This is a genomic window from Nocardia bovistercoris (genome assembly GCF_015674855.1).
GTDB lineage: Bacteria > Actinomycetota > Actinomycetes > Mycobacteriales > Mycobacteriaceae > Nocardia > Nocardia bovistercoris.
This window is the reverse complement of sequence record NZ_JADMLG010000001.1, coordinates 230,412-255,458: the sequence shown is the minus strand read 5'-3', so window position 1 is coordinate 255,458 and position 25,047 is coordinate 230,412. Positions and strand designations below refer to the sequence as shown.

The window sequence follows — 25,047 nt, the reverse complement described above, 5'->3', positions numbered from 1 at the left end:
CCGCGAATAGTGCGTCTGTCGGTTGACATCGTGTCTGCCTGCCGTATCGGCGAATTCTGAATTACCACCGGTGCCAGGGTGCGGCGACTCGAGATCGGCCGATCTTCGCTGTCCGGTTCAGGCAATCTGTCGTCCGTTTCGTCGCGCGACCGCGGTCCGCATCCCGCGTTCGCAGGGGTCGACTCGGTGTCTGTCGGCTGATCCCGCTCAGCGACCCTTGCAATCGATGCATTGTCGATATATCGTCGATAGTATGAACGAAACGCAAGAGCCTCAGGAGGCAGACATGTACAACTTCGAGAAACGAGATTTCGGATGGCGCGGCCGTAGGCGCGCGGGCGAGCGCGGTGAGTTCGGGCCGGAGCGACGTGCGCATCGGCGTGGTGGGCGGCCCGGTTTCGGGCCCGAGTTCGGGCCGGGCGGCTTCGGACCGGGGTTCGGTCCCGGTTTCGGGCCGGGTCCGCACTTCGGGCGCGGTCGTGGGCGCGGCGGTCGCGGCAGGCGCGGTGACGTGCGCGCCGCGGTGCTGCTGCTGCTCACCGAAAGGCCCATGCACGGTTACGAATTGATCCAGCGGATTCGGGAGCGCAGCGACGACGTGTGGCGTCCGAGTCCGGGTTCGATCTACCCCGCGCTCGCACAGCTCGAGGACGAGGGGCTGATCGCCATCGAGAAGGTCTCCGGTCGCAAGACCGCGAAACTGACCGACGCCGGTGTCGAATACGTCGAGGGGAATCGGGAGGAACTGGGCGATCCCTGGGCCGATGTCACGAGTGATGTCGGTGCGCAGGCGCTGGATCTGCGCGGGCTCGTCGGGCAGCTCATGGGTGCGGTGGCGCAGGTCGCGGCCGCGGGGACCCCGGAGCAGGCGGAGAAGGCGGCCGAGGTGCTCACCGATGCCCGGCGTTCGCTGTATCGCATACTCGCCGAGGACGACACGGAGAAGTAACGCTCGTCGGCAAACCGTTACACAAGGGATGTGCCCTGCGCGTACGTCTTTCGGGACGGCGGTGCACCATGGTGATATGGGACAACGGTCGGGGTTGTTGGGTAGGGATACATCACAATGGCGGCGGGGGTTGCTGGCCTGCGTCGCGGCCGGAGCCGTCTTGTTCGGCTCCGGCGCGACGGCGGGGGCCGATGTGGCGGGGGCCGATGTAGAGGCCCACCGGTCGCCCGCGGTGCCGACCGAATTCGCACCACCGCAACCGGATCACTTGGCGGCGGCCTTCTATCAGAAGACGCATCACGAGGTAACCCCTTCGGGCACCAACGATTTCGGCTGCGTTCCGGATTCCGCCCATCCCCGTCCCGTTGTGCTCGCGCACGGCACCGATTCCACCGCCTATTCCGATTGGTCGGCCATCGGCCCGCGCCTGGCCGAAGTGGGGCTGTGCGTGTTCGCGCTGAACTACGGCGGCGCGCCCGGCGCCGACACCTACGGCACCGAGGACCTGCGCACCAGCGCGCGTCAGATCGGCGAATTCGTCGACACGGTGCTCGCGGTCACCGGCGCCGAGCAGGTCGACCTCGTCGGATTTTCCCAGGGCGCCAACGTCACCCGGTACTACGTGAACAAATTGGGCGGCGCGCCCAAGGTGGGGACCTGGGTCGGGCTTGCCTCGCCAACCTACGGCGGCGTCATGTACGGCCTCGTCCCCATCGCGCAGGCGATTCCGGGCGCGCTGGACATCTTCGCGCGCGTCACCTCGCTGGCGGCGGTGCAGCAGGCGCAGGGCTCGCCGACCATGGTCGACTTGAACGCGGGCGGCGACACGGTGCCGGGCCCTCGGTACGTGACCGTCGGCAGCCGAGTGGACGAGATGATCCAGCCGTTCGCCAATATCGCGCTGCGCGGTCCGGGGGCGGAGAACATCACGATCCAGGACCTCTGCCCGGCGAATCTGACCGGGCACTTCCACATGGTCTACGACCCGTTCGTGCGCGAACTGCTGGTCGGCGCGCTCGATCCGGCGGCGAGCGACCCGGTCTGCGAGCCGGTGCCGCTCGGCACCGGCATCCCGGAGGTGGTGATCGCGGGCAACTCCTGATCCGCGCCGCGGACGGCCGGGCGGAGGTGTGGACACCCCGCCCGGACCGTACCCCGGTTCTATCAGGTCGGAGGCTTCGCGTCGGGGATCTTCGGGCGCCGCGCGGCGCTGCCTAGAATGGGACGATCCTGTCCTCGAGACCTGTCGAACCGCTTCTGGGAGCCACCGTGACCGTTCAGCCCGTTCGCCTTTTCGGCGATCCGATCCTGCGCGCCCGTGCGGCGGAGGTCACCGAATTCGATCGTGAGCTGCGTCAACTGGTCCTCGACCTGACCGAGACCATGTACGACGACGGCGGGGTCGGGATGGCGGCGCCGCAGATCGGGGTCGGGCTGCGGGTGTTCGTCTACGACACCGAGGACGCGCGCGGCCACCTGGTGAACCCCACGTATACGGTGGTCGGCGACGAGGAACAGGTGGGTCCCGAGGGCTGTCTGTCCATCCCCGGCCTGCGCTACGACACCCGTCGCGCGCTGCGGGTGCGGGCCTCGGGCTTCGACATGAACGGCGCCCCGGTGGAGTTCGCGGCCGAGGGCCTGCTCGCGCGCTGTGTCCAGCACGAGACCGACCACCTGGACGGTGTGCTGTTCATCGATCGGCTCGATCCGGCGGCACGGAAGGAAGCGATGCGCACCATACGCGAATCCGACTGGTTCACCGCGGGCATCACCGTCCGCGGATCCCGCGCGCTCGGCGCGGCACAACCGGGCCCGTTCGGACGGGGCCGCTGATGCGCGTCCTGTTCGCGGGCACGCCCGAACCCGCGGTGCCCTCGTTGCGGCGTTTGGTCGAATCGGACCGCCACGAGGTGGTCGCGGTGGTCACCAGGCCCGACGCGGTCGCCGGACGCGGCCGCAAGGTCACCAGGTCGCCGGTCGGGCGCCTCGCCGACGAACACGGCATCCCGGTGCTCACTCCGCGTCGCCCCTCCGATCCCGAATTCGTCTCAGCGCTCACCGAATTGGCGCCGGACTGCTGCCCCGTGGTCGCCTACGGCGCACTGCTGCCGCAGCAGGTGCTCGACATCCCGCGCTTCGGGTGGATCAACCTGCATTTCTCGCTGCTGCCGGCGTGGCGCGGCGCGGCGCCGGTGCAGGCGGCCGTCGACGCGGGCGACGAGATCACCGGCGCGTCCACCTTCCAGATCGAAGCGGGTCTCGACACCGGCCCGGTATTCGGCGTGGTCACCGAGAAGATCGCGCTGACCGACACCTCGGGCACTTTGCTCGCCCGCCTCGCCGAGACCGGCGCCCGCCTGCTGGAAACCACCCTCGACGGCGTCGAGGACGGCACCTTGCAGGCGGTGCCGCAGCCCACCGACGGCGTGTCCTACGCGCCGAAGGTCGACCAGGAGGACGGGCACATCCGCTGGGACCAGCCCGCCCTCGCCATCGCCCGACGCATCCGCGCGGTGACCCCCGCGCCGGGAGCATGGACCGAGGTCGGCGATGTGCGGTTGAAGCTTGGCCCGGTCGAGATGGTCGAGGAACAGTTGCCGGTGCGTGCCATCGAAGTGCGCAAATCCGGTGTCTTCGTCGGCACCGCCACCACCGCCGTGCGCCTCGACCAGGTGCAGCCGCAGGGCAAGCGCGTGATGGGCGCGTTGGACTGGGCAAGGGGCGCGCGGCTGGCGTCGGACGCGGTGGTCGAGTGAGCGAGAACCGAGGGGCACGCGGGTCCGGCGGCGATCGCAGCGGTGGCGACCGCGGTGCGGGCGCGGCGAAATCGTCGCGCTCCGTCGACGGCGGTTGGCTCGCCCGCGCGACGAACGACCGCGCACCGAATTCCGAAGGTGCGCGGCGCGATACGGGCCGCGACACGGCCGGTCGCGGGTCAGCGCGCGATGGGGTCCGGCGGCGCGATGACGACAAGCGTGATCCGGCAGCGCGTCCGGCGTCGCGCAGTCGCACCGCGGATACGTACGGCAGGGCGGCGGACCGGCGTGACCGGTCGAGTGACGGTCGGCGCGAACGAACGGCGGACGCCCGTGATCGAGAGACGAAGGCGCAGGGTGACCGGATGGCGGACGCGCGCGGTCGGGTGACGAATCCGCGGGGTGACCGGATGGCGGACGTGCGGGGCGGGAATGCGGACGCTCGCCGTGATCGGACTGCCGGTGGTGATCGAACGGCGGCGGCCACGTCGAATCGAGTGTCGGATACAGGTGATCGGGCGCTGGACGCACGGAGTGGTCGGGCGCCGGGCTCACGGGATCGCACGTCGGATACGCGGCGCGACCGATCGAATGACGGGCGTGATCGGTCGGCGGGCGGGTGGCGCGACGAGGCCGCGAACACGCGGGGGCGAGCCCCGGACGTGCACCCTGACCGGCTGGTCACCGGTGATCGGAGCGCTGATACGCGGCGTGACCGGACGAGCGACGCGCGCGAGCAACCGGCAGACCTGCGCGGGAAACAGGAGCGTTCCGGTCCCGGCGGCGCTGATCGCCGCGCCTCGGAGGGTCGTCGTGGGAATTCCCGGACCGAAGGCGGTCGCAGTCCCTCGGGGGAACGCGGCGATCGGCCATCGGGCCGTGCGGGCACACCGGACAAGCGCGCGGGCAGCTCGAAGTCGAAGGCCCGTCGCGACCGGAATGCCTTCGCGTCGGTGGATCAGGTGCGGCTGGTCGCCATGGACGTGTTGCGTGCGGTCAGGGAGCGCGACGCCTATGCGAATCTCGTTCTGCCAGGACTGCTGGCAGAGCGCGGGATCACCGGACGTGATGCCGCGCTGGCAACCGAATTGTCTTATGGCGCATGTCGTTCGCAAGGCCTGGCGGATGCGGTGATCGAGGCGGGCGCGCGGCGTTCGGTCACCGAGATCGACCCGCCGCTGCTCGACGTGCTGCGGCTCGGCGTCTATCAACTGTTGCGCACGAGGGTCGCCGCGCACGCCGCGGTGGATACCTCGGTGGCGTTGGCGCGCGCCGAATTCGGCCAGGGCAAAGCGGGTTTCGTGAACGCGGTGCTGCGTCGGGCGGGGGAGCGCACGGTCGAGGAGTGGGTGCGGGAGCTGGCGCCGTCGGATCCGGTGGGGCACCTGGCTTTCGAACACGCGCATCCGCTGTGGATCGCGCGGGCGTTCGCCGACGCGCTCGGCGCCCGCGCGGGTGAACTCGCCGATCTGCTCGCCGCCGACGACGCGCGACCCGCGGTGCATCTGGTGGCGCGGCCGGGCGATATCACCGCCGAGGAACTGGCCTTGGTGACCGGTGGCGAGCCGGGACGCTGGTCGCCGTACGCGGTGTATCTCGACGGCGGCGACCCGGGTGACCTGGACCCGGTGCGCGAGGGGCTGGCCGGTGTGCAGGACGAGGGCAGCCAACTCGTCGCCCTCGCGTTGACCAGGGCGCCGCTGGAAGGTGTCGACGGCGGTCGCTGGCTCGACCTGTGCGCGGGTCCCGGCGGCAAGTCGGTGCTACTGGGCGCGTTGGCCGATATCGATGGGTTCGAACTCGACGCCGTCGAACCGTCGGCGCACCGGGCCGAACTGGTCCGCAAGGCCACCGCCGGTCTTCCGGTGCGGGTGCACGCGGTCGACGGCAGGGCGAGCGGGTTGACCCCCGGCTACGACCGCGTCCTCGTCGACGCGCCGTGTTCGGGGTTGGGCGCGTTGCGGCGCAGGCCGGAGGCGCGCTGGCGCAAGACGCCCGCCGACGTCCGCGACCTGGTCGTGCTGCAACGCGAACTGCTGGGCGCCGCATGGGATCTGGTGCGTCCGGGCGGGGTGGTCGTGTATTCCACGTGTTCCCCGCATCTGCCCGAGACGGTGGCCGTCGTCGCCGATCTGGTGCGCCGCACCGACGCCGTCGAACTCGACACGCGGCAGGCGCTGCCCGGCGTCACCGACATCGGCGACGGCCCGTCGGCCCAGTTGTGGCCGCACCGGCACGGCACCGACGCCATGTTCGTGGCGGCGCTGCGCAAACCGCTGTCGCATTGAGCCGCGGCGCGCGGGATTCCATTCGTCCAAGACCGCCGGAATCCCGCGCGGCACACTCGTGCCATGGCAATCGATTGGCGGCGGGTGGTCGAGATGGCCTCCGAACTTCCCGGGGTCGCGGAGTCCACGTCGTATCGGACTCCGGCGCTGAAGGTCGGCAAGAAGAGTTTCGCGCGGCTGCGCACCGAAGCCGAGGGCGGTCTGGCCTTGCTGTGTGAGCCCGAGGAGAAGGCGGCCCTGCTCGCCTCGGGCGACCCCGCTTTTTACACGACCCCGCACTACGACGGTTACCCGTACGTCCTCATAGATCTCGACCGTGTCGAATCGGATCAGTTGGGGGAGTTGCTCGACGCCGCGTGGTGGCTCGCCGCACCCGCGGCACTGCGTCGTGAACGTGAGCGTAATCGCTGAGTCGCAACGCTTTCGGCGGTCAGTCGCGCTGGGAGAGTTCCCGGAGTCTGGCCAGCGTCTTGGCCAGGATGCGGGAGACGTGCATCTGCGAGATGCCCATCTGCTGGGCGATCTGCGTCTGGGTCATGGATTCGAAGAAGCGCATGGTGAGGATGCGGCGTTCACGTTCGGGCAGCCCGGCCAGCAGCGGCCGGATCGCCACGTACTCCTCGACCCGGTCGAACTGGGATTCTTCCTCGCCGAGGGTGTCGAGCAGCGACGCCTCGGTATCGCGTCCGAGTGACGCGGCATCGATCGAGCTCGGCTGGTACGCGTTGCCCGCGATGACGGCCTGGGTCACCTCGTCGGGGTCGACGTCGAGTTCGGCGGCGATCTCCTTGGCCGTTGGCGACCGCCCGAGCGTCTGCGACAGCGTGTCGATGGCGGCGCCGATGCGCAGGTGGGTCTCCTTGATCCGGCGCGGCACCCGCATCGCCCAGGTGTGGTCCCGGAAATACCGCCTGACCTCGCCCATGATGGTCGGGACCGCGAAGGACAGGAAGTTGGAGCCGCGTGCGACGTCGAAACGGTCGACCGCGTGCACCAGGCCGACCCGCGCGACCTGGGTGAGGTCGTCGAAAGGTTCACCGCGACCGCTGAATTTGCGGGCGATGTGGTCGGCGAGCGGAATGCATCGGCTGATCAGCCGCGCCCGCAGCGCCGTGTGTTCCGGACTGCCCTGGGTGGTCTGCGCGAGTTGCGCGAAGAGGGCGCCGAGGTCGTCGTAGCCGCCCGCGGCCGAGCCGACCTCCTCGACGGTTTCGGCTTCCTCCGCCGCGAGCTCGTCGGTATCCGCCTCATCGGTGTCGACAGCGTCGGCGTCGATCGCGTCGGCGTCGTCGGGATCCTCGGTGGTCACGGTGTCGGTCACGCGGGTCCGTCCGATGTCCTGCTCCGCCACTACGCCTTCCCCCGGACCCGACGGAACTCGACCGTCGTCGGGTAGCCGGAAGCGGTCGCGTCGAAGGGGTGTTGGGCGGCCTCGACCGAATCGGTGAGGGTGCGCAGCACATGCCAGCCGAAGCTGCGCTGGTCGGGTAGCCCCTCGGTTGCCGCGGCGCCGCTCACGTGCACGAGCAGTTCGGTCTCGCCGATGGTGAAGCGGCAGAGCAGGCTGGAGTCGGGCACCGCGACGGCGATCAGCGTCGAGCACACCTCGTCCACCGCGAGTCGGATGTCGGCGACCTCGTCGAGCGTGAAATCGCTGAGTAGGACGAGAGTTTCGGCGAGCCCACGCACAATGGGCAGCTGCGTGACCGACGCGGCCACCCGAATCTCCACCGGGGTGCCGTAGATCCCCTGTTCCGCCGAAATGTTGATCACCCTGTGAAGGCTACCCATTCGGGGGCCGGGCAATCAGCGTTTGGGGGGTGTTCGGGCCCGCGCGCGACGAAGGGAGCAGGCGCGACAGGGGGTTCGTACGCGCGGTGCGGCGGCGGTTACACTCCGGCGCTGTGACGTTCACCCGCCCGGCCGTGCCCATGATCGCCCCTTCCATCCTGTCCGCCGATTTCGCCAATCTCGCGCGTGACGCGCGCGCGGTCGCCGGATCGGACTGGCTGCACGTCGATGTGATGGACGCGCATTTCGTGCCGAATCTCACGCTCGGCCTGCCGGTGGTGCAGAGTTTGCTGAAAGCCACCGACATTCCGCTGGACTGTCATCTCATGATCGAGGATCCGGGCCGCTGGGCGCCGCCGTACGCGGAGGCGGGCGCGCACAATGTGACCTTCCACGCCGAGGCGGCCGAGGATCCGATCGCGGTGGCGCGCGATATCCGCGCGGCGGGCGCGAAGGCCGGGCTCTCGGTCAAGCCGAATACGCCGATCGAGCCGTATCTGGAAATCCTGCGCGAATTCGACACGCTGCTGGTGATGAGCGTCGAGCCGGGTTTCGGGGGGCAGTCGTTCATCGCGAGTGTGCTGGAGAAGGCGCGGATCGTGCGCAATCTCGTCGACGCCGGTGCACTGCGCCTGATCGTGGAGATCGACGGCGGCATCAACGCCGACACCATCGAGCAGGCCGCGGAGGCCGGTATCGACTGCTTCGTGGCGGGATCGGCCGTCTACAACACCGCCGATCCCGGCGCGACCGTGCAATCGCTGCGTTCCATCGCCGCCGCCCACCGCGGCTGAATACCGCCCATGTCGCCCACGACCGGCCGTCGTTAGGCTGAGGACGGTACGGCCCGAGGATACGCGGGGAATAGCGGAGCCGGGCCCGGCTGTTCCGTCAACCGTACGTACACCAGCGACAGGAGTGTCAGGGATGTTCACAGGCATCGTCGAGGAACTGGGTGAGGTCGTCACCGTCGAACGGCTGTCCGACGCCGCCCGCCTCACGATCAGGGGCAAGCTCGTGACCTCCGATGCCGGGCACGGTGATTCGATCGCGGTCAACGGCGTGTGCCTGACCGTGGTCGACGTGCTCGACGGCGACAGCTTCACCGTCGATGTGATGCGCGAGACCCTCGACCGGTCGAGCATCGGCGGGCTCGCGGAGGGCGCGCGGGTCAACCTGGAGCGCGCGGCGGCGTTGAGCAGCAGACTCGGCGGGCATCTGGTGCAGGGCCACGTCGACGGCACCGGGACTATCCTGACGCGCACCCCGTCGGCGAACTGGGATGTGGTGCGGATCTCGCTACCCGACGCGCTCGCCCGCTACGTGGTCGAGAAGGGCTCGATCACCGTGGACGGCATTTCGCTCACCGTCTCCGGACTCGGCATCGGCGAGCAGCCCGCCGCCGACGGGAACCGGGACTGGTTCGAGGTCTCGCTCATTCCCACCACCCTGTCGCTGACCAATCTCGGCGGTGCGGCCGTCGGCACGCGCGTCAACCTCGAGGTCGACGTCATCGCGAAGTATGTGGAGCGGCTCCAGCAGCGCGGGTGATGTCCGGGCGGGTGGGCCGACCGATGCGCACCGCCCTGGCATTACTGTAGTGAGGCACCTATTTCGAGATGGAGCGCAGCAGACGTGACCAGGTTCGACACCATCGAGCGCGCAGTCGCCGATATCGCCGCAGGCAAGGCGGTCGTCGTCGTGGACGACGAGGATCGTGAGAACGAGGGTGACCTCATCTTCGCTGCCGAGAAGGCCACCCCCGAACTGGTGGCGTTCATGATCCGCTACACCTCCGGCTACATCTGCGTTCCGCTCATGGGTGAGGACTGCGACCGGCTCGGTCTGCCGCCGATGTTCGCGCAGAACCAGGACAAGCACGGCACCGCATACACCGTCTCGGTGGACGCCCGCGAGGGCATCACCACCGGCATTTCCGGCGCCGACCGAGCCACCACCATGCGCCTGCTCGCCGACGCGGGCGCCAAGGCCGACGATCTCACCCGTCCCGGTCACGTGGTGCCGCTGCGCGCCAAGGACGGCGGCGTGCTGCGCAGGCCGGGACACACCGAGGCCGCGGTCGACCTGGCCAGGATGGCCGGGCTGCGTCCGGCGGGCGTGATCTGCGAGATCGTCAGCCAGAAGGACGAGGGCCATATGGCCCGCACCGAGGAACTGCGGATCTTCGCCGACGACCACGACCTCGCGCTGATCTCCATCGCCGACATGATCGCCTGGCGCCGCAGGCACGAGAAGCAGGTCGTGCGGGTGGCGGAGGCGCGGATTCCCACCGCGCACGGCCAGTTCATGGCGGTCGGCTATCAGAGCATCTACGACGAGGTCGAGCACGTCGCCCTGGTGCGCGGCGACATCACCGACGGCGAGGACGTGCTGGTGCGCGTGCACTCCGAATGCCTCACCGGCGATGTGTTCGGCTCGCTGCGCTGCGATTGCGGGCCGCAGCTCGACGCCGCGCTGGAGATGGTGGCGGCGGAGGGGCGCGGCATCGTGCTCTACATGCGCGGCCACGAGGGGCGCGGTATCGGCCTGATGCACAAGTTGCAGGCATATCAGCTCCAGGACTCCGGGCACGACACCGTCGACGCGAATCTGGAACTCGGCCTGCCCGCCGACGCGCGCGACTACGGCACCGGCGCTCAGATCCTGGTCGATCTCGGCATCAGGTCCATGCGGCTGCTCACCAACAATCCGGCCAAGCGCGTCGGACTCGACGGGTACGGGCTGCGCATCACCGACCGGGTGCCGATGCCGCTGCGCGCGAACGCGGAGAACCTGCGCTACCTGCGCACCAAGCGCGACCGGATGGGCCACGACCTGATCGGGCTGGACGAACTCGACCTGGGCGAGACCGCCCAGTGAGGGCGGCGCGGACGATGACGACCGACGCGGCGGTCCGCGGCGCGGCACCGAAGAGCGAGCGAGAAGGCGGAGATCGATGAGCGGCACCGGCGTACCGAGTTTCGAGCTGGCGGATGCCAGGGATCTCAGGCTCGGCATCGTCGCCTCGCGGTGGCACACCGCGATCTGCGACACCCTGGTCGCCAATGCCAAGCGGGTGGCCGAGGATGCCGGGGTGATCCATATCACCGTGGTGCGCTGCGCGGGTGCGATGGAACTGCCTGTGGTTGCCCAGGAACTGGCCCGCAGTCACGACGCCGTGGTCGCGCTCGGCGTGGTGATCCGCGGCGGCACACCGCATTTCGAATACGTCTGTGACGCGGTGACCGCCGGGCTCACCCGGGTCTCCCTCGACGCGGCGACGCCGGTCGCCAACGGTGTGCTCACCACCGACACCGAGGAGCAGGCGATCGACCGCGCGGGCCTGCCGGGTTCGGCCGAGAACAAGGGCGAGCAGGCGAGCGCCGCGGCGCTCGACGCCGCGCTCACGTTGCGCGCGCTGCGACAGCCCGCCTGAGCGATGCCGGTCGTCCGCATCTGGAGAAGGAATCCGGCGCCCGATACGGGCGCGACCTCGGACTGGGAGTTCGAGGTGCGCCCGAGGCGCGCGGTGGTGACCGCGTGGATCGTGGCCGTCGTGCTGCTGGTCACCTTCGGCGTCGGCGGCATCTGGCTGCGCTCGGGGTCGACCGGGGTGAACTTCCGGGTCGTCGATCAGGTGGCGATGGTCGCGATCGGGGTCCTGCTCGCGGGCGGGGTACTGATGCTCACCCGGCCGAGGGTGCGCGCGGGCGAGCGCGGGGTCTCGGTGCGTAATGTGCTGGGCGACAGCGACTTCGACTGGAAAGACATCCGTGGCGTGAGCTTTCCGGACCGGAAGTCCTGGGCGCGTCTGGAATTGGTGAACGACGACTACGTGCCGATGCTGGCGATCCGGTCCAACGACCGGGAACACGCGGCGCAGGCCATGGACAGGCTGCGGGCGCTCGGCGCGCGGTATGCGGTGGCGGAGCCGAACGGGGACGAGCACCCCGAGGGGCCGCGCGGATAGCGTGGCCGCCCGCGCGCCGGATATTCTCGCGCCATGACGCCGGGTGCCGCGGTTCTCGCCGAAGCCTTCTTCGACGACCCGCTGATGTGTCTGTTCTGGCCCGACCCCGCGCGGCGCGCGAAGGCACTGCCGTACTTCTGGGAGTCCCGCATCGCCTCGCGCGTCGAGCGCGGGCTCGTGCGCACCGACCACGACGAACGCGGTGATCTCGCGTGCGTCGCGCTCTGGGAGCCCGAACATGTCGAATCGCCGATCGCGAAACCGTTCACGCTGGTACGCGCGCTCGGTTCGGCGCTGCCCCGCACGCTGTCGGCGGTGCGGCGCATGGATGCCGCACGGCCGAGCACCCCGCATCTGTACCTGGCCGCCATCGGCACCCGGCCCTCGCTGCGGGGCCGAGGTCACGCCGGGCGTCTGCTCGAACGCGAACTGGAGACGGCGGGCGCGGCGTTCCTGGTCTGTACCGCCGCGGTGAACATCCCGCTCTACGAGCGTTTCGGCTTCCGCCGCGGCGAGGATCTCGTACTCGACGCCGCGACCACGGTGTATCCGATGTCACGGTGACGCGCGGTCGGCGATGTCGGCGGTGGCGCGCGGTCGGCGATGTCGGCGGTGGCGCGCGGTCTCCGGTGTCGGTGTTGCGTGGTCTTCGATGTCGCGGTGGCGTGTGGTCTCTGATATCGGCGGTGGCGCGCGGTTTTCCGGTGTCGCGGTGATGCGCGGTCTCCGGTGTCGCGGTGGCGCGCGGTCTCCGACGCGCGTGGTCTCCGGTGTCGCGGTGATGCGCACCGGAACCGGCGGTGCCGAGGGGTTCACGCCGCCGGTTCCGGTGCGACGCCTCAGCGGGTGTCGCCGAGCACGGCTCCTTCACGGCGTGGATCGGCGCCGCCGATCCAGCCGGAACCGTCCCGGTGCACCGCGCTGAGACCGCTGGATTGGGGCGCGACCGAGACCTGATGGCCCAGTTCGCGCAGCCTGCGCACCAGCGGGTCGTGGTCGCCGTTGTCGGCGGCGTCGATCGCGGGGTGTTCGCCGCCGACTCCGGTCGAGGGCGTGTTCGCGGCGCCGAAGGAGACCGCGGAGACGGCCTGCTGCGGGTCGAGACCCCAGTCCAGCATGCCGACAAGGGTTTTCACGACGAATTGGATGATGACCGCGCCGCCGGGGGAGCCGGTCACATAGCCGAGGTCACCGCGCGAACCGTCGGGTGCGCGGTCGAAGACCAGGGTGGGGCTCATCGAACTGCGCGGCCGCTTGTTCGGTTGCAGCCGGTTGGCGACCGGGACGCCGTCCGCGCCGACGGGGTCGGCGGCGAAGTCGGTGAGCTGGTTGTTGAGGACGAAGCCGTCGACCATGTGGAAGGAGCCGAAGGCCGATTCGACGGTGGTCGTCATGGCGGCGGCGTTGCCGTAGCGGTCGACCACGGAGATGTGGCTCGTCCCGTGTTCGGGCGGTTGCGGGCCGAGTCCGAGCGGGACCGGACCGAGATCGCCCGGTTGCGCGGTGCCCATGCTGCGGCCGGGATCGATGAGTCCGGCCCGCTGTTTCAGATAGGTCCGGTCGACCAAGGCGAGCGGCGAATCACCGGGCAGCGGAACGAAATCGGGGTCGGCCACGTACTTGTTGCGGTCGGCGTAGGCCAGTCGCTCGGCCTCGGCGATCAGGTGTACGGCCTCGGCCCTCGGGACACCGCCGTTCGCGTCGACGCGGTCGGGTTTCAGCGCGCCGAGATCGAAGTTCTCCAGGATGCCGAGCGTCGCGGCCACGGTGGTGCCGCCGGAGGAGGGGGCAGGCATGCCGCAGATCTCGTGTCCCCGGTACTGCGTGCACAGGGCCGTGCGCTGCTCGGCTCGATATCCCGCGAGGTCGGCGGCGTCGAGTCGGCCGGGGGTGCGCCCGCCCGCGGTGGAGCCGACCGCGGCGACGATGTCCTTGGCGATGGCCCCGGTGTAGAACGCCTGTGCGCCCTCGGTGGCGATGGCATTCAGGGTTTTGGACAGCGCGGGATTGTTCAGCACCGTGTCGGCGCGTTTCGGGGTGCCGTCCGGATCAAGGAAGTAGGCGCGGGCGTTCTCGTCGACGGCGAGGTCGCGGGCGGATTCGGCGATCTGGCCCGCCAGTCGCGCGCTGATCGGGAAGCCGCGGTCGGCCAGGCCGATGGCCGGGTCGAACAGTTCACGCCATCCCAGCCTGCCGTGTTCGCTGTGCGCCTGTTCGAGCAGGCGCAGCACGCCGGGGACGCCGATCGACCGGCCGCTGGCGCGGGTGTTGGGCGCGGGTTCGGTGCGGTCGGTGTCGCTGACCCAGCGCAGGTAGTTCTCGGTCGCGGCGGCGGGCGCGGTCTCACGGCCGTCGTAGGCCTCGACCCGGCGATTGCCCGCGTCGTAGTAGAGCAGGAAGGCGCCGCCGCCGATGCCGGAGGCCTGCGGTTCCACCAGTCCGAGCACCAGCTGCGCGGCAACCAGCGCGTCGGCCGCGGTGCCGCCGTCGCGCAGGACCTCGCAGGCCGCCTTGGTGGAGATCGGGTTGGCGGTGGACACGGCGTAGGTGGCGGTGCGCACCGGGGTCATGCCCGCGCGGTAGCCCGAGGCGATCTCCGGGTTCGTGCTGATGTCGGCCGTCGCGCCGCCCGCGCGGCTCGGCTCGGCGGCGACCGGCGTGCCGTTGGGCGTGGCGACGCATCCGTCGGCTTGCTCGTCATCGGCGGTGCAGCCGGTCAGCAGTCCCCCCGCGAGCAACGTTGCCGCCAGCGCCCCGATCCAGGCGTGTCGCGCTCGGTTCATCTTGGGACTGTAACCCCGGATGCGCGGCGAGGCAGCGCTTTCCGTGTCGATCGGGGACGTGTGACCGGGGGTGACATACGAATGTCGGTGCGCACGAGGGTCTTCCGAAGGGGGTCGTGACCTCGGGCGGAACCGGGGAGTTCGGCGATATCACGAAGTGACTGTGAGCTGGGTCACAGTACTGTAGACTCGGCGGTCCGCATCCGGGAAGTGAAATACCGTTCCCTCCCGAGCGCCCCGAAGCGGGCGTTGATGGACCCGAGGATTGCCCATGGTGACCTATTTCGACGCGATCGCATTCGGCCGACCGGAGCCGCGACGAATGCCGGGACCGGTGCGCGAGGCCAGGGAGGCCGCGCTCGGCCTCGCCGGTTTCGGCATCCTCTATCCCGTGGTGCTCGGCATGACCGTCGGCGGTTCCGCCGCGGTGTCGGGCGCGCTGCGATTCGTACCCGGCGTACTGATGGGAATGGCCGCACTCGGCTTCGGCAACGCCGACATCCGCCGTCGCCGGGCCGCACTCGCGCTCGCGCTGCTCCAGATCGTGGTCGCCGTGCGGTTCTCCGGCATCTCCGGTCTCGACGCGGCCTCCGACCTCGGCGTGATCCCGCTGCTCACCGTCGTCTACGCGTGCGGCATCTCGGTGGTGGTCCTCTATCTGCTGACGCGTCCGCAGGCGCGAGAATGGTTCGGCGTGGTCTGAGCCGGTGCCGCGGGTGAATCGGCGGCGCGAGCGGCGATAGTCGGCGCGGCCCGCGCCCGGCGGTCGATTCGATGCTGTCGGCGTCCGGCGATCCGGGTGATGCGCGCCCGGCGTCGACTCGGCGACCGTCGTCGGTCCCGGCGGCGCGGGCGACGGCGGATCTGTCGGACCCCGTCGATAGGCTGGTCCGGTGGCAGATCCAGCGACGTACCGGCCTTCGCCGGGCACGATTCCCGTCGAACCCGGCGTCTACAAGTTCCGGGACGCGCACGGGCGGGTCGTCTATGTCGGCAAGGCGAAGAGCCTGCGCGCCAGGCTGAATTCCTATTTCGCCGATATCGCCTCGCTGCATCCGCGCACCAGGCAGATGGTCACCACCGCCGCGAGCGTCGAATGGACGGTCGTCTCCACCGAGGTGGAGGCGTTGCAGCTGGAATACAACTGGATCAAGGAGTTCGATCCGCGCTTCAACGTCCGCTACCGCGACGACAAGTCCTATCCGGTGCTCGCGGTGACCTTGGACGAGGAGTATCCGCGCCTGTTCGTCTACCGTGGCGCGCGCAAGAAGGGTGTGCGCTACTTCGGGCCGTACGCGCACGCCTGGGCCATCAGGGAGACCTTGGATCTGCTGTTGCGGGTCTTCCCGGCGCGCACCTGTTCCAACGGTGTCTTCAAGCGGCACAGCCAGATCGGGCGGCCGTGCCTGCTCGGCTACATCGACAAATGCTCCGCGCCGTGTATCGATCGGGTGAGCGCGGCCGAACACCGCCGCATCATCGAGGATTTCTGTGACTTCCTGGCCGGGCGTACCGACCGGATGGTTCGCGAACTCGAGCGCCGGATGCACGACGCCGCGGCGGATCTCGATTTCGAGAACGCCGCCCGCCTGCGCGACGACGTGCAGGCCCTGCGCCGGGCGCTGGAGAAGCAGGCGGTGGTGCTCGGCACCGGCACCGACGCCGACGTGATCGCCTTCGCCACCGACGAATTGGAAGCCGCGGTCCAGATCTTCCACGTGCGCGACGGCCGGGTGCGCGGCCAGCGCGGCTGGGTGGTCGACAAGTCCGGTGACGCCGTCGACACCGCGGCGGCGGGCGGCGCCATGGCCGCGCTCGTCGAACAGTTCCTCACCCAGTTCTACGGCGAGCAGGCCGCCTACGCCGATCAGAGCACCGAGGACCAGCCCGCGGCCGTGGTGCCGCGCGAGGTGCTCGTGCCCGAACTGCCCGCCGACGTCGAACAGATCCAGCAGTGGCTCGGCGCGCTGCGTGGTTCGGCGGTCTCGGTCCGGGTTCCGCAGCGCGGCGACAAGAAGGCGCTCGCCGAGACGGTGCAGCGCAACGCGCAGGAGGCGCTCGCTCAGCACAAACTGAAGCGCGCGGGCGATCTGACATCGCGCTCGGCGGCGTTGCAAGACATCCAGGACGCCCTCGAACTCGACAGTGCGCCGCTGCGGATCGAATGCGTCGACATCAGCCACGTGCAGGGCACCGATGTGGTCGCCTCGCTCGTGGTGTTCGAGGACGGTTTGGCGCGCAAGTCCGAATATCGCCACTACACGATCAAGGAGGCGGCGGGGGATGGCCGCTCCGACGATGTGGGCAGTATCGCGGAGGTCACCAGGCGGCGTTTCGCGCGCCTACGCCGCGAACGCGACGAGGTCGAACGCGACCAACTCGACGCCGACGCTCCGAGTTCCGCCGCCTCGACGGCCGACGACCCGGTCGCCGTTTCCAGTGCCGCCGACTCGACCGTCGCGGAATCGAATGTCTCGGTTCGCGCGGAGTCCGGCGCGAGGGACGACTTCGACGGACTTCCTGAACTCACCTCGCGTCCCGGCATCGATCCGCGCACCGGTCGCCCGCGGAAGTTCGCCTACCCGCCGAATCTGTACGTGGTCGACGGGGGCACGCCGCAGGTGGCCGCCGCCGCCGAGGTGCTCGACGAACTCGGCATCACCGACGTCGCGGTGATCGGGCTGGCCAAACGGCTCGAGGAGGTCTGGGTGCCCGGCGAGCCCGATCCGGTCATCATGCCGCGCAACAGCGAGGCGCTGTATCTGCTGCAACGGGTCCGCGACGAGGCGCACCGCTTCGCCATCACCTTCCATCGCAGCAAACGGTCGCGGCGGATGACGGCATCGGCCCTCGACTCGGTGCGCGGCCTCGGTGCGGCGCGCCGGACCGCGCTTGTCACCCATTTCGGGTCCGTCGCCAAACTGAAGGAGGCCAGCGTGGAGGAGATCACCGAGGTGCCCGGCATCGGGGTGGCAACCGCGAGGGCCGTCCTCGCGGCCCTCCGGGACGAATAGCCCCCGTACGGGTGCACTCGACGACGCGGTTTCGCGTACGTTGTGTGTCTGCCCCCGATACCGAAACCCGGTGCGAGATGATCGAAAGGCACCCCACACAGATCCGGTAGGACATGACACGCGTCGAATCGAACAACAGTGCGGGCAGCAGGCAGCCCACTACGGGCGTTGATCGCAGGGAACAGGTCGAAGTCGTCATCGTCACCGGATTGTCCGGGGCGGGGCGCGGCACGGCGGCCCGCGTACTCGAGGACCTCGGCTGGTACGTCACCGACAATCTGCCGCCCGAACTCTTCGGTCGCATGGTCGAGCTCGGGGCGTCGGCGCAGCCGCCCATCACGCGACTCGCCCTGGTGATGGATGTGCGCAGCAGATTCTTCACCGACGACCTGACCGTGGTGATCGAGCAGCTGCGCGCGCTCGGCGTGCGCACGCGGGTGCTGTTCCTGGAGGCCTCCGACGACGTCCTGATCCGGCGTTTCGGATTCGCCCGCCGTCGTCATCCGCTGCAGAGCGAGAGCGCGGACGGTACGTTGTCGGCGGGTATCGCGGCGGAACGAGTCAGGCTCTCCTCGGTCAAGACCGCCGCCGATCTCGTCATCGACACCACCGAGCTGTCGATCCACCAACTGCACCGGAAAATGGAGGAAGCCTACGGGGGCGGTGCGCCCGCCGCGTTGCAACTGACCGTGCAGTCCTTCGGGTTCAAGTACGGGGTTCCGTTGGACGCCGACATGGTGTTGGATGTGCGTTTTCTACCCAATCCGCATTGGATTCCTGAACTCAGGGAGCATTCGGGACAGGAGACCGTGGTCAGCGAGTACGTGCTGTCGCGTCCCGGCGCGGCCGACTATCTGAGTACCTGCCGCCACCTGGTCGACCTGACGACGAACGGCTACCGCCAAGAGGGGAAGCGATACATGACGGTGGCAGTGGGCTGCACCGGAGGCAAACACCGCAGCGTGGCGATCGCCGAGGCGCTGGGCGAATCGATCGGCGCGATATCCGGTGGGTCAGCGGATGTCGTCCGGGTCGTGCACCGGGATCTGGGGCGCGAATGACGGGGCGGGAGTCCGATCCCGCCATCGTCGCGCTCGGTGGCGGACACGGCCTGTACGCGACGCTGTCGGCGGTGCGCCTGCTCACCGCGCGGATCTGCGCCGTGGTCACGGTCGCCGACGACGGCGGCTCATCGGGGCGGCTGCGCGCCGAACTCGGGGTGATCCCGCCGGGGGATCTACGCATGGCGCTCGCGGCGCTGGCCGAGGATCCGGAAGGTGTCTGGGCGCGCACCGTTCAGCACCGTTTCGGCGGAACCGGCGCGCTCGCAGGGCATTCCGTGGGTAACCTGATAGTCGCCGGGCTCACCGAAGTGCTCGGTGATCCGGTCGCCGCGCTGGACGAGGTCGCGAAGATGTTGCGCATCACCGGCCGCGTGCTACCGATGTCGCCGATCGCACTCGACATCGAGGCGGATGTTTCCGGCCTCGAGGCCGACCCCCGTGTCAGCCGCTGCATTCGCGGACAGGTTGCCGTCGCGACGACACCGGGTAAAGTCCGCCGGGTGCGACTGATCCCGTCGGATCCGCCCGCGAGTCCACAGGCGACCTCTGCCATCGAGCACGCCGATGTGGTCGTACTCGGTCCGGGATCCTGGTTCACCAGTGTGATACCGCATGTTCTCGTACCGGAACTCCGTGACGCGCTGGTGTACACGCGGGCGAGAAAAGTGCTGGTCCTGAACCTGGCGGCGGAGCCGGGCGAGACCGCGGGCTTCTCCGCGGAGCGGCATTTGCACGTATTGTCACAGCACGCACCCGAATTCGTGGTCGACGATGTCCTCGTGGACGCGGGCTCGGTACCGGAGGGTAGACAACGCGAACATGTGGCCAGGGCTGCCGAACAGTTGCGGGCACGAGTAATCTTCTCCGAAGTCGCCGAAGCGGGAACGGACCGGCATCACCCCGGAAAGCTTGCCGCCGCACTGGATCAACTGATCCGGCAACCTCGGCCGCAATTGGCAGGGCTTCGAGTCGAAGGACGGCACATGGGCGCGGATGTGCGGTCCGGGTTGGGTGGAAAGGAGCGCGTCTCGTGGCGATGACAGCCGAAGTGAAAGACGAGCTGAGCAGGCTCGCGGTGTCGCAGGTGAGTTCCCGTAAGGCGGAGTTGTCCGCCTTGTTGCGGTTCGCGGGTGGCCTGCACATCGTCGGCGGGCGAGTGATCGTCGAGGCCGAGGTGGATATGGGTTCCATCGCACGACGGCTACGCCGGGAGATCTTCGAGCTGTACGGCTACGGATCCGATGTGCACGTACTCGGTGCGGGCGGGTTGCGCAAGACCTCCCGGTATGTCGTGCGGGTGTCGAAGGAGGGCGAGGCGCTGGCGCGCCAGACCGGCCTGCTCGACGTGCGCGGCCGCCCGGTGCGCGGGCTGCCCGCGCAGGTGGTCGGCGGCAGCATCGCCGACGCCGAAGCCGCTTGGCGCGGTGCGTTTCTCGCGCACGGGTCGCTCACCGAACCCGGTCGCTCCTCGGCGCTCGAGGTGAGCTGCCCCGGTCCCGAGGCGGCCCTGGCGCTCGTCGGCGCGGCCCGGCGGCTCGGGATCACCGCCAAGGCGCGCGAGGTGCGTGGCACCGACCGGGTCGTGGTGCGCGACGGCGAGGCCATCGGCGCGCTGCTCACCAGGATGGGCGCCCAGGACACCAGGCTCACCTGGGAGGAGCGTCGCATGCGACGCGAGGTGCGGGCCACGGCAAATCGGCTGGCGAATTTCGACGACGCGAACCTGCGCCGCTCGGCGCGTGCCGCGGTGGCCGCGGCCGCCAGGGTGGAACGCGCGCTGGAGATCCTCGGCGAGGACGTGCCCGATCACCTGGCCGCCGCGGGCAAGCTACGCGTCCAGCACCGGCAGGCGTCGCTGGAGGAACTCGGCCAGCTCGCCGATCCGCCGATGACCAAGGACGCGGTGGCGGGCCGCATCCGGCGCCTGCTGTCGATGGCGGACCGGCGCGCCAAGGATCTCGGCATCCCCGATACCGAATCCGCGGTCACCGCCGAACTGCTCGACGACGCCTGATTCTTGCGTCCGTCGGTCGGCCGCGTGCCCGGTGCGCGTCGGCAGGCGCAGGCGGCCGCATCGGTTGCCCGACAGCGCGGTCGGGCACTGTTCACCCCCCTCGGTCGGAGTCGCCGATGATTCCGCTCGATGAGTTCCCGAGCATTTCCGCACGCCTCGGTGGGGCCCGATCCGCGCTCGGCAAGCGGCGCGGGCGAGCTCCGCGGTCGGCGGGCGGTATCGCGCGATCGCTCGCGGCGGCGTGTCGGATGGTCGTGTCCGGCGCCGTCGGGTTGCCGGGCGGCCGCGCCGAGTTCGCGGGCATCGTGCGTGCTCACGAATGCCGGGCGCGTGTCGGAGAGGTTCTCGCCTGGCATTACTGTGAGGGGGGCATCGGAATGAATCCGCTTGAAATTGAGGAGCGATAACGTGACTGTCCGGGTTGGCATCAACGGCTTCGGCCGTATCGGACGTAACTTCTTCCGGGCGGTGGAGGCGCAGAAGGCGCTCGGCACCACCGACATCGAGATCGTCGCGGTCAACGACCTCACCGACAACGCGACCCTCGCCACACTGCTGAAGTACGACTCGATCCTGGGCCGCCTGCCGCAAGACGTGTCGCTCGACGGCGACGACACCATCGTGGTCGGCGAGCAGCGGATCAAGGCGCTGGCGATCAAGGAGGGCCCGTCGGCCCTGCCGTGGGGCGATCTCGGCGTCGACGTGGTGGTCGAGTCGACCGGCATCTTCACCGACGCCACCAAGGCGAAGGGACATCTGGCCGCGGGCGCCAAGAAGGTCATCATCTCGGCCCCCGCGAAGGGCGAGGACCTCACCGTGGTCCTCGGTGTCAACGACGACAAGTACGACGGCAGCCAGAACATCATCTCCAACGCCTCGTGCACCACCAACTGCCTCGGCCCGCTGGCCAAGGTGCTCAACGACTCGTTCGGCATCGAGCGCGGTCTGATGACCACGATCCACGCCTACACCCAGGACCAGAACCTGCAGGACGGCCCGCACAGCGACCTGCGTCGCGCCCGCGCCGCAGCCCTGAACATCGTGCCGACCGGCACCGGCGCCGCCAAGGCCATCGGCCTGGTCCTGCCCGAACTCAACGGCAAGCTCGACGGCTACGCCCTGCGCGTGCCGATCCCGACGGGCTCGGTCACCGACCTCACCGTCACCCTCACCAAGTCGGCGACGCTCGACGAGATCAACGCCGCCTACAAGGCCGCCGCCGAGGGTCCGCTGAAGGGCATCTTGAAGTACAACGTCGACCCGATCGTGTCCAGCGACATCGTCACCGATCCGCACTCCTCGATCTACGACGCGCCGCTCACCAAGGTCATCGACGACCAGGTGAAGGTCGTGTCCTGGTACGACAACGAGTGGGGCTACTCCAACCGCCTCGCCGACCTCATCGGTCTCGTCGGCAAGTCGCTCTGACGCATGGCGATCAAGACACTCCAGGATCTGCTCGCCGAGGGTGTCGAGGGTCGGGGCGTACTCGTGCGCTCCGACCTGAACGTCCCCCTCGACGACAGCGGTGCGATCACCGATCCCGGTCGCATCATCGCCTCGGTGCCGACGCTGAAGGCGTTGGTCGAGGCGGGGGCCAAGGTGGTCGTGACGGCGCATCTCGGCCGCCCCAAGGGCGAACCCGATCCGAAGTTCTCGCTCGCCCCGGTCGCGGCGAAGCTGGCCGAGCTGCTTGGCCGCAATGTCCAGCTGGCGGGCGACGTGGTCGGCTACGACGCGCTGTCGCGGTCGGAGGGCCTCACCGACGGTGACGTGCTGCTGCTCGAGAACGTGCGTTTCGACGCTCGCGAGACCAGCAAGGACGACGGCGAGCGCGGCAAGCTCGCCGCGGCGCTGGTGGAACTGGTCGGCGAAGACGGCGCGTTCGTCTCCGACGGATTCGGCGTCGTGCACCGCAAGCAGGCCTCGGTCTACGACGTGGCCGCGCTGCTGCCGCACTACGCGGGCACGCTGGTCGCGGCCGAGGTCGAGGTGCTGGCCAAGCTCACCGAGGAGTCCGCGCGTCCGTACGCGGTCGTGCTCGGCGGGTCGAAGGTCTCGGACAAGCTGGCCGTCATCGAGGCGCTGGCGCCGAAGGTCGACACCCTGGTGATCGGCGGCGGCATGTGCTTCACCTTCCTTGCGGCGCAGGGCTTCTCGGTGGGCGGCTCGCTGCTGCAGGAAGAGATGATCGACACCTGCAAGGGCCTGCTCGACCGCTACGCCGATGTCATCCACCTGCCGCGCGACATCGTGGTGGCCGACGCCTTCGCCGCCGACGCGGAGTCGAAGGTGGTCGACGCCAACCGGATTCCGGACGGCTGGCTCGGCCTCGACATCGGCCCCGATTCCGTCGAGCGTTTCAGCGCGCTGCTGACGCAGGCGAAGACGGTGTTCTGGAACGGCCCCATGGGCGTGTTCGAGTTCGAGAAGTTCGCCGCGGGCACCCGAGGCGTCGCCGAGGCCATCGTGGCCGCCACCGGCAAGGGCGCCTTCACCGTGGTCGGCGGCGGCGATTCGGCTGCGGCCGTGCGCGCGCTCGGCCTGCCCGAGGACGGTTTCTCGCACATCTCGACCGGCGGCGGCGCCTCCCTCGAATATCTCGAGGGCAAGGAACTGCCCGGCATCGCGGTATTGGAGGGTTGACGATGGCGCGTAAACCGCTCATCGCGGGCAACTGGAAGATGAACCTCAATCACCTCGAGGCCATCGCCCTGGTGCAGAAGATCGCTTTCGCGTTGCCGGAGAAGTACTTCGCGAAGGTCGACGTGACGGTGATCCCGCCGTTCACCGACCTGCGCAGTGTGCAGACTTTGGTCGAGGGCGACAAACTGCTGGTCACCTACGGCGCGCAGGATGTCTCGACGCACGACGCGGGCGCTTACACCGGTGAGATCAGCGGCGCGATGCTGGCCAAGCTCGGTTGCGCGTTCGTGGTGGTCGGGCATTCCGAGCGGCGGCAGTACCACAACGAGGACGACGCGACGGTGCTGGCGAAGGCCAAGCAGGCGTTGAAGCACGAGATCACGCCGATCGTGTGCATCGGCGAAGGGCTCGGCGTCCGCGAGGCGGGCACGCATGTCGAGTACAACCTCGAGCAGTTGCGTGGCTCGCTGAAAGGGCTGTCGGCCGAGGAGATCTCGAAGATCGTGATCGCCTACGAACCGGTCTGGGCGATCGGGACCGGCAAGGTCGCCACGCCTGCCGACGCGCAGGAAGTGTGCGGCGCGATCCGTGCGGAGTTGGCGCAGCTGGCCTCCGCGGAGGTCGCCGCGGGCGTTCGGGTGCTCTACGGCGGGTCGGTGAACGCCAAGAATGTCGGCGAGCTGGTCGGACAGACCGACATCGACGGCGCGCTGGTGGGCGGGGCGTCGCTCAAGGGCGACGAATTCGCCACGCTGTCGGCGATCGCCGCCGGTGGTCCGCTGCCCTGATCGGGTGACGCTGCCCTGATCGGGTGACGCCGCGTTGATCGGTGACGCCGCGTTGATCGGGTGACGAAGGCGAAAGGTCCGCGGGTTCTGAGGATCCGCGGACCTTTTCGTGTCGGTGGGGTCAGTTCGCCTTGAAGGTCAGGCCCGCGCCGTTCTGGTTGCGCAACGACATCGTGTCGCCGTCGAGGGTGATCGTGGCGGTGCCGTCGAGGGCTTTCAGGACCGCGTTCTCGACCTCCATCACCTCTGGCGCGCAAGCCATACGCGTGACCGCGATGTGGAAGGTGACCGGTGAGCCCGACGGGTCGACGTCGGCGGATCCGGACATTCGGTTGCAGCCCGCGTTGCCGGTGACGGCGCCGTCCTCGGCGATTCGCAGGGTTGGTTTCGCGTCGCTGATGGCCTGTGAGGTGGTGTAGGCGTCGGGGGTGCTCGTTCCGGTCACCAGCCATTCGGTGCCCTTCATGGGTTTGCTCTGCTTCGCACGCTTGTCGGACAGGGTGACGGTGCGGTCGGCGGTGGTCAGGGTGAGTGTTGCGCCGTCGAGGCGCCAGGTGGGGGTGGGGGCGAGCAGGGTGTTCACCCAGGCGTCCGCGTTCGCCTGTGGCTCCGGGCAGGCCATGAGAGTGGAGGTGAGGGAGCCGACGCGCATGGTCTCGCCTTCGAGAGCGACTGTTCCGGCCAGCGTGTTGCAGCCCGCGTTGGCGCTCAGGCGGTCGGTGGCGAAGACGAGGGTGAGTGGGGTGTCACCGGGGATCGGGGTGCCGGTTACCGCTGTGGAGACGTAGCTGTGGCCCATCGGGGTGGATGGTTGTGCCGTGGTCGGTGGTGAGGTCGCTGCGGGCGGCTCGGTAGAGGGCGACGTCGTGGGCGTCGATGAGGTGTCGGAGTCCGAACAGGCTGCTGCGGTCAGGCAGGCGAGTAACAGTAGCGGTGCGAGACGCGCTCGTGATGCGGTCATGGGTTGGATGGTACGCACGGTGT

24 protein-coding genes are annotated in these 25,047 nt (G+C 69.3%); 20 read left to right on the top strand and 4 right to left on the bottom strand.

Going from position 1 to position 25,047, the window contains the following annotated elements:
* Nucleotides 1-286 precede the first annotated feature (286 nt).
* The 6 genes from IT779_RS01165 (at nucleotide 287) to IT779_RS01140 (ending at nucleotide 6,404) form a co-directional block, all read left to right on the top strand.
* Entirely contained in the window at nucleotides 287-949 is a 663-nt protein-coding gene (locus IT779_RS01165) for a PadR family transcriptional regulator (protein ID WP_196147739.1), read from the top strand.
* 76 nt (nucleotides 950-1,025) lie between these two features.
* A complete protein-coding gene (locus IT779_RS01160; protein WP_196147238.1) occupies nucleotides 1,026-2,051 on the top strand; it encodes an esterase/lipase family protein in 1,026 nt (341 codons plus the stop codon).
* Nucleotides 2,052-2,218: 167 nt separating this feature from the next.
* Nucleotides 2,219-2,782: a peptide deformylase gene (gene def, locus IT779_RS01155; protein WP_196147237.1), complete on the top strand. Its 564-nt coding sequence runs from the start codon at nucleotides 2,219-2,221 to the stop codon at nucleotides 2,780-2,782.
* A complete protein-coding gene (gene fmt / locus IT779_RS01150; protein ID WP_196147236.1) occupies nucleotides 2,782-3,705 on the top strand; it encodes a methionyl-tRNA formyltransferase in 924 nt (307 codons plus the stop codon). The genes def and fmt overlap by 1 nt, the downstream gene beginning before the upstream one ends.
* A gap of 749 nt (nucleotides 3,706-4,454) precedes the next feature.
* A complete protein-coding gene (locus IT779_RS01145; protein WP_196147738.1) occupies nucleotides 4,455-5,993 on the top strand; it encodes an RsmB/NOP family class I SAM-dependent RNA methyltransferase in 1,539 nt (512 codons plus the stop codon).
* Nucleotides 5,994-6,056: 63 nt separating this feature from the next.
* Complete coding sequence (locus IT779_RS01140; protein ID WP_196147235.1) at nucleotides 6,057-6,404, top strand: MmcQ/YjbR family DNA-binding protein; 348 nt, start codon at nucleotides 6,057-6,059, stop codon at nucleotides 6,402-6,404.
* 19 nt (nucleotides 6,405-6,423) lie between these two features.
* On the opposite strand, the gene IT779_RS01135 is transcribed toward IT779_RS01140, so the two are convergent.
* Nucleotides 6,424-7,269, bottom strand: coding sequence for an RNA polymerase sigma factor SigF (locus tag IT779_RS01135; RefSeq protein ID WP_196147737.1), 846 nt, complete (start codon nucleotides 7,267-7,269; stop codon nucleotides 6,424-6,426).
* 74 nt (nucleotides 7,270-7,343) lie between these two features.
* Entirely contained in the window at nucleotides 7,344-7,766 is a 423-nt protein-coding gene (locus IT779_RS01130) for an anti-sigma factor (protein WP_196147234.1), read from the bottom strand.
* Between the two features lie 158 nt (nucleotides 7,767-7,924).
* Here IT779_RS01130 and rpe point away from each other — a divergent pair, with 158 nt between their 5' ends.
* From rpe to IT779_RS01100, 6 genes are all read left to right on the top strand, one after another.
* Nucleotides 7,925-8,578 (top strand): ribulose-phosphate 3-epimerase, encoded by a 654-nt coding sequence (gene rpe / locus IT779_RS01125; RefSeq protein ID WP_196147736.1) that lies wholly within the window; start codon nucleotides 7,925-7,927, stop codon nucleotides 8,576-8,578.
* A 133-nt stretch (nucleotides 8,579-8,711) separates the two neighbouring features.
* On the top strand, nucleotides 8,712-9,335 hold the full coding sequence (locus IT779_RS01120; RefSeq protein ID WP_196147233.1) for a riboflavin synthase: 624 nt from the start codon (nucleotides 8,712-8,714) through the stop codon (nucleotides 9,333-9,335).
* Between the two features lie 84 nt (nucleotides 9,336-9,419).
* Entirely contained in the window at nucleotides 9,420-10,664 is a 1,245-nt protein-coding gene (locus IT779_RS01115; protein WP_196147232.1) for a bifunctional 3,4-dihydroxy-2-butanone-4-phosphate synthase/GTP cyclohydrolase II, read from the top strand.
* 76 nt (nucleotides 10,665-10,740) lie between these two features.
* Nucleotides 10,741-11,220, top strand: a complete 480-nt coding sequence (gene ribH / locus IT779_RS01110) for a 6,7-dimethyl-8-ribityllumazine synthase (RefSeq protein WP_196147231.1) — start codon at nucleotides 10,741-10,743, stop codon at nucleotides 11,218-11,220.
* 3 nt (nucleotides 11,221-11,223) lie between these two features.
* Nucleotides 11,224-11,754 (top strand): PH domain-containing protein, encoded by a 531-nt coding sequence (locus IT779_RS01105; RefSeq protein WP_196147230.1) that lies wholly within the window; start codon nucleotides 11,224-11,226, stop codon nucleotides 11,752-11,754.
* 33 nt (nucleotides 11,755-11,787) lie between these two features.
* Nucleotides 11,788-12,318 carry a GNAT family N-acetyltransferase gene (locus IT779_RS01100; RefSeq protein WP_196147229.1) on the top strand — a complete coding sequence of 177 codons (531 nt, stop codon included), beginning with the start codon at nucleotides 11,788-11,790 and terminating at the stop codon, nucleotides 12,316-12,318.
* 275 nt (nucleotides 12,319-12,593) lie between these two features.
* Here the strand turns inward: IT779_RS01100 and IT779_RS01095 are convergent, their stop codons facing one another.
* Nucleotides 12,594-14,537, bottom strand: a complete 1,944-nt coding sequence (locus IT779_RS01095) for a gamma-glutamyltransferase family protein (protein WP_196147228.1) — start codon at nucleotides 14,535-14,537, stop codon at nucleotides 12,594-12,596.
* A 271-nt stretch (nucleotides 14,538-14,808) separates the two neighbouring features.
* On the opposite strand from IT779_RS01095, the gene IT779_RS01090 reads away from it, so the two are divergent.
* From IT779_RS01090 to tpiA, 8 genes are all read left to right on the top strand, one after another.
* The gene (locus IT779_RS01090) at nucleotides 14,809-15,240 is read left to right on the top strand and encodes a hypothetical protein (protein WP_196147227.1); all 432 of its coding nucleotides are present in this window, start codon (nucleotides 14,809-14,811) and stop codon (nucleotides 15,238-15,240) included.
* Nucleotides 15,241-15,430: 190 nt separating this feature from the next.
* Nucleotides 15,431-17,551, top strand: a complete 2,121-nt coding sequence (gene uvrC, locus IT779_RS01085) for an excinuclease ABC subunit UvrC (protein WP_196147226.1) — start codon at nucleotides 15,431-15,433, stop codon at nucleotides 17,549-17,551.
* A gap of 113 nt (nucleotides 17,552-17,664) precedes the next feature.
* Nucleotides 17,665-18,612, top strand: coding sequence for an RNase adapter RapZ (gene rapZ / locus IT779_RS01080; protein WP_196147225.1), 948 nt, complete (start codon nucleotides 17,665-17,667; stop codon nucleotides 18,610-18,612).
* Nucleotides 18,609-19,655 carry a gluconeogenesis factor YvcK family protein gene (locus IT779_RS01075; protein WP_196147224.1) on the top strand — a complete coding sequence of 349 codons (1,047 nt, stop codon included), beginning with the start codon at nucleotides 18,609-18,611 and terminating at the stop codon, nucleotides 19,653-19,655. The genes rapZ and IT779_RS01075 overlap by 4 nt, the downstream gene beginning before the upstream one ends.
* The gene (gene whiA, locus IT779_RS01070) at nucleotides 19,646-20,629 is read left to right on the top strand and encodes a DNA-binding protein WhiA (RefSeq protein ID WP_054811506.1); all 984 of its coding nucleotides are present in this window, start codon (nucleotides 19,646-19,648) and stop codon (nucleotides 20,627-20,629) included. Before IT779_RS01075 ends, whiA begins: the two co-directional genes overlap by 10 nt.
* A 408-nt stretch (nucleotides 20,630-21,037) precedes the next feature.
* Nucleotides 21,038-22,057, top strand: coding sequence for a type I glyceraldehyde-3-phosphate dehydrogenase (gene gap, locus IT779_RS01065; RefSeq protein ID WP_196147223.1), 1,020 nt, complete (start codon nucleotides 21,038-21,040; stop codon nucleotides 22,055-22,057).
* Nucleotides 22,058-22,060: 3 nt separating this feature from the next.
* Nucleotides 22,061-23,275, top strand: coding sequence for a phosphoglycerate kinase (locus IT779_RS01060; protein ID WP_196147222.1), 1,215 nt, complete (start codon nucleotides 22,061-22,063; stop codon nucleotides 23,273-23,275).
* Nucleotides 23,276-23,277: 2 nt separating this feature from the next.
* The gene (tpiA, locus tag IT779_RS01055; RefSeq protein WP_196147221.1) at nucleotides 23,278-24,063 is read left to right on the top strand and encodes a triose-phosphate isomerase; all 786 of its coding nucleotides are present in this window, start codon (nucleotides 23,278-23,280) and stop codon (nucleotides 24,061-24,063) included.
* A gap of 121 nt (nucleotides 24,064-24,184) precedes the next feature.
* Here tpiA and IT779_RS01050 read toward each other — a convergent pair whose 3' ends face one another.
* Nucleotides 24,185-25,024, bottom strand: a complete 840-nt coding sequence (locus IT779_RS01050) for an META domain-containing protein (RefSeq protein ID WP_196147220.1) — start codon at nucleotides 25,022-25,024, stop codon at nucleotides 24,185-24,187.
* Nucleotides 25,025-25,047: the final 23 nt, after the last annotated feature.

Excerpts from the sequence above, each read along its gene's own strand:
- IT779_RS01105 (WP_196147230.1), top strand. The coding sequence starts at position 11,224 with ATGCCGGTCGTCCGCATCTGGAGAAGGAATCCGGCGCCCGATACGGGC.
- tpiA (WP_196147221.1), top strand. The coding sequence starts at position 23,278 with ATGGCGCGTAAACCGCTCATCGCGGGCAACTGGAAGATGAACCTCAAT.
- IT779_RS01165 (WP_196147739.1), top strand. The coding sequence starts at position 287 with ATGTACAACTTCGAGAAACGAGATTTCGGATGGCGCGGCCGTAGGCGC.
- IT779_RS01095 (WP_196147228.1), bottom strand. The coding sequence starts at position 14,537 with ATGAACCGAGCGCGACACGCCTGGATCGGGGCGCTGGCGGCAACGTTG.
- IT779_RS01100 (WP_196147229.1), top strand. The coding sequence starts at position 11,788 with ATGACGCCGGGTGCCGCGGTTCTCGCCGAAGCCTTCTTCGACGACCCG.
- IT779_RS01060 (WP_196147222.1), top strand. The coding sequence starts at position 22,061 with ATGGCGATCAAGACACTCCAGGATCTGCTCGCCGAGGGTGTCGAGGGT.
- IT779_RS01160 (WP_196147238.1), top strand. The coding sequence starts at position 1,026 with ATGGGACAACGGTCGGGGTTGTTGGGTAGGGATACATCACAATGGCGG.
- rapZ (WP_196147225.1), top strand. The coding sequence starts at position 17,665 with ATGACACGCGTCGAATCGAACAACAGTGCGGGCAGCAGGCAGCCCACT.
- IT779_RS01050 (WP_196147220.1), bottom strand. The coding sequence starts at position 25,024 with ATGACCGCATCACGAGCGCGTCTCGCACCGCTACTGTTACTCGCCTGC.
- IT779_RS01120 (WP_196147233.1), top strand. The coding sequence starts at position 8,712 with ATGTTCACAGGCATCGTCGAGGAACTGGGTGAGGTCGTCACCGTCGAA.
- IT779_RS01075 (WP_196147224.1), top strand. The coding sequence starts at position 18,609 with ATGACGGGGCGGGAGTCCGATCCCGCCATCGTCGCGCTCGGTGGCGGA.
- rpe (WP_196147736.1), top strand. The coding sequence starts at position 7,925 with ATGATCGCCCCTTCCATCCTGTCCGCCGATTTCGCCAATCTCGCGCGT.
- ribH (WP_196147231.1), top strand. The coding sequence starts at position 10,741 with ATGAGCGGCACCGGCGTACCGAGTTTCGAGCTGGCGGATGCCAGGGAT.
- IT779_RS01140 (WP_196147235.1), top strand. The coding sequence starts at position 6,057 with ATGGCAATCGATTGGCGGCGGGTGGTCGAGATGGCCTCCGAACTTCCC.
- IT779_RS01090 (WP_196147227.1), top strand. The coding sequence starts at position 14,809 with ATGGTGACCTATTTCGACGCGATCGCATTCGGCCGACCGGAGCCGCGA.
- fmt (WP_196147236.1), top strand. The coding sequence starts at position 2,782 with ATGCGCGTCCTGTTCGCGGGCACGCCCGAACCCGCGGTGCCCTCGTTG.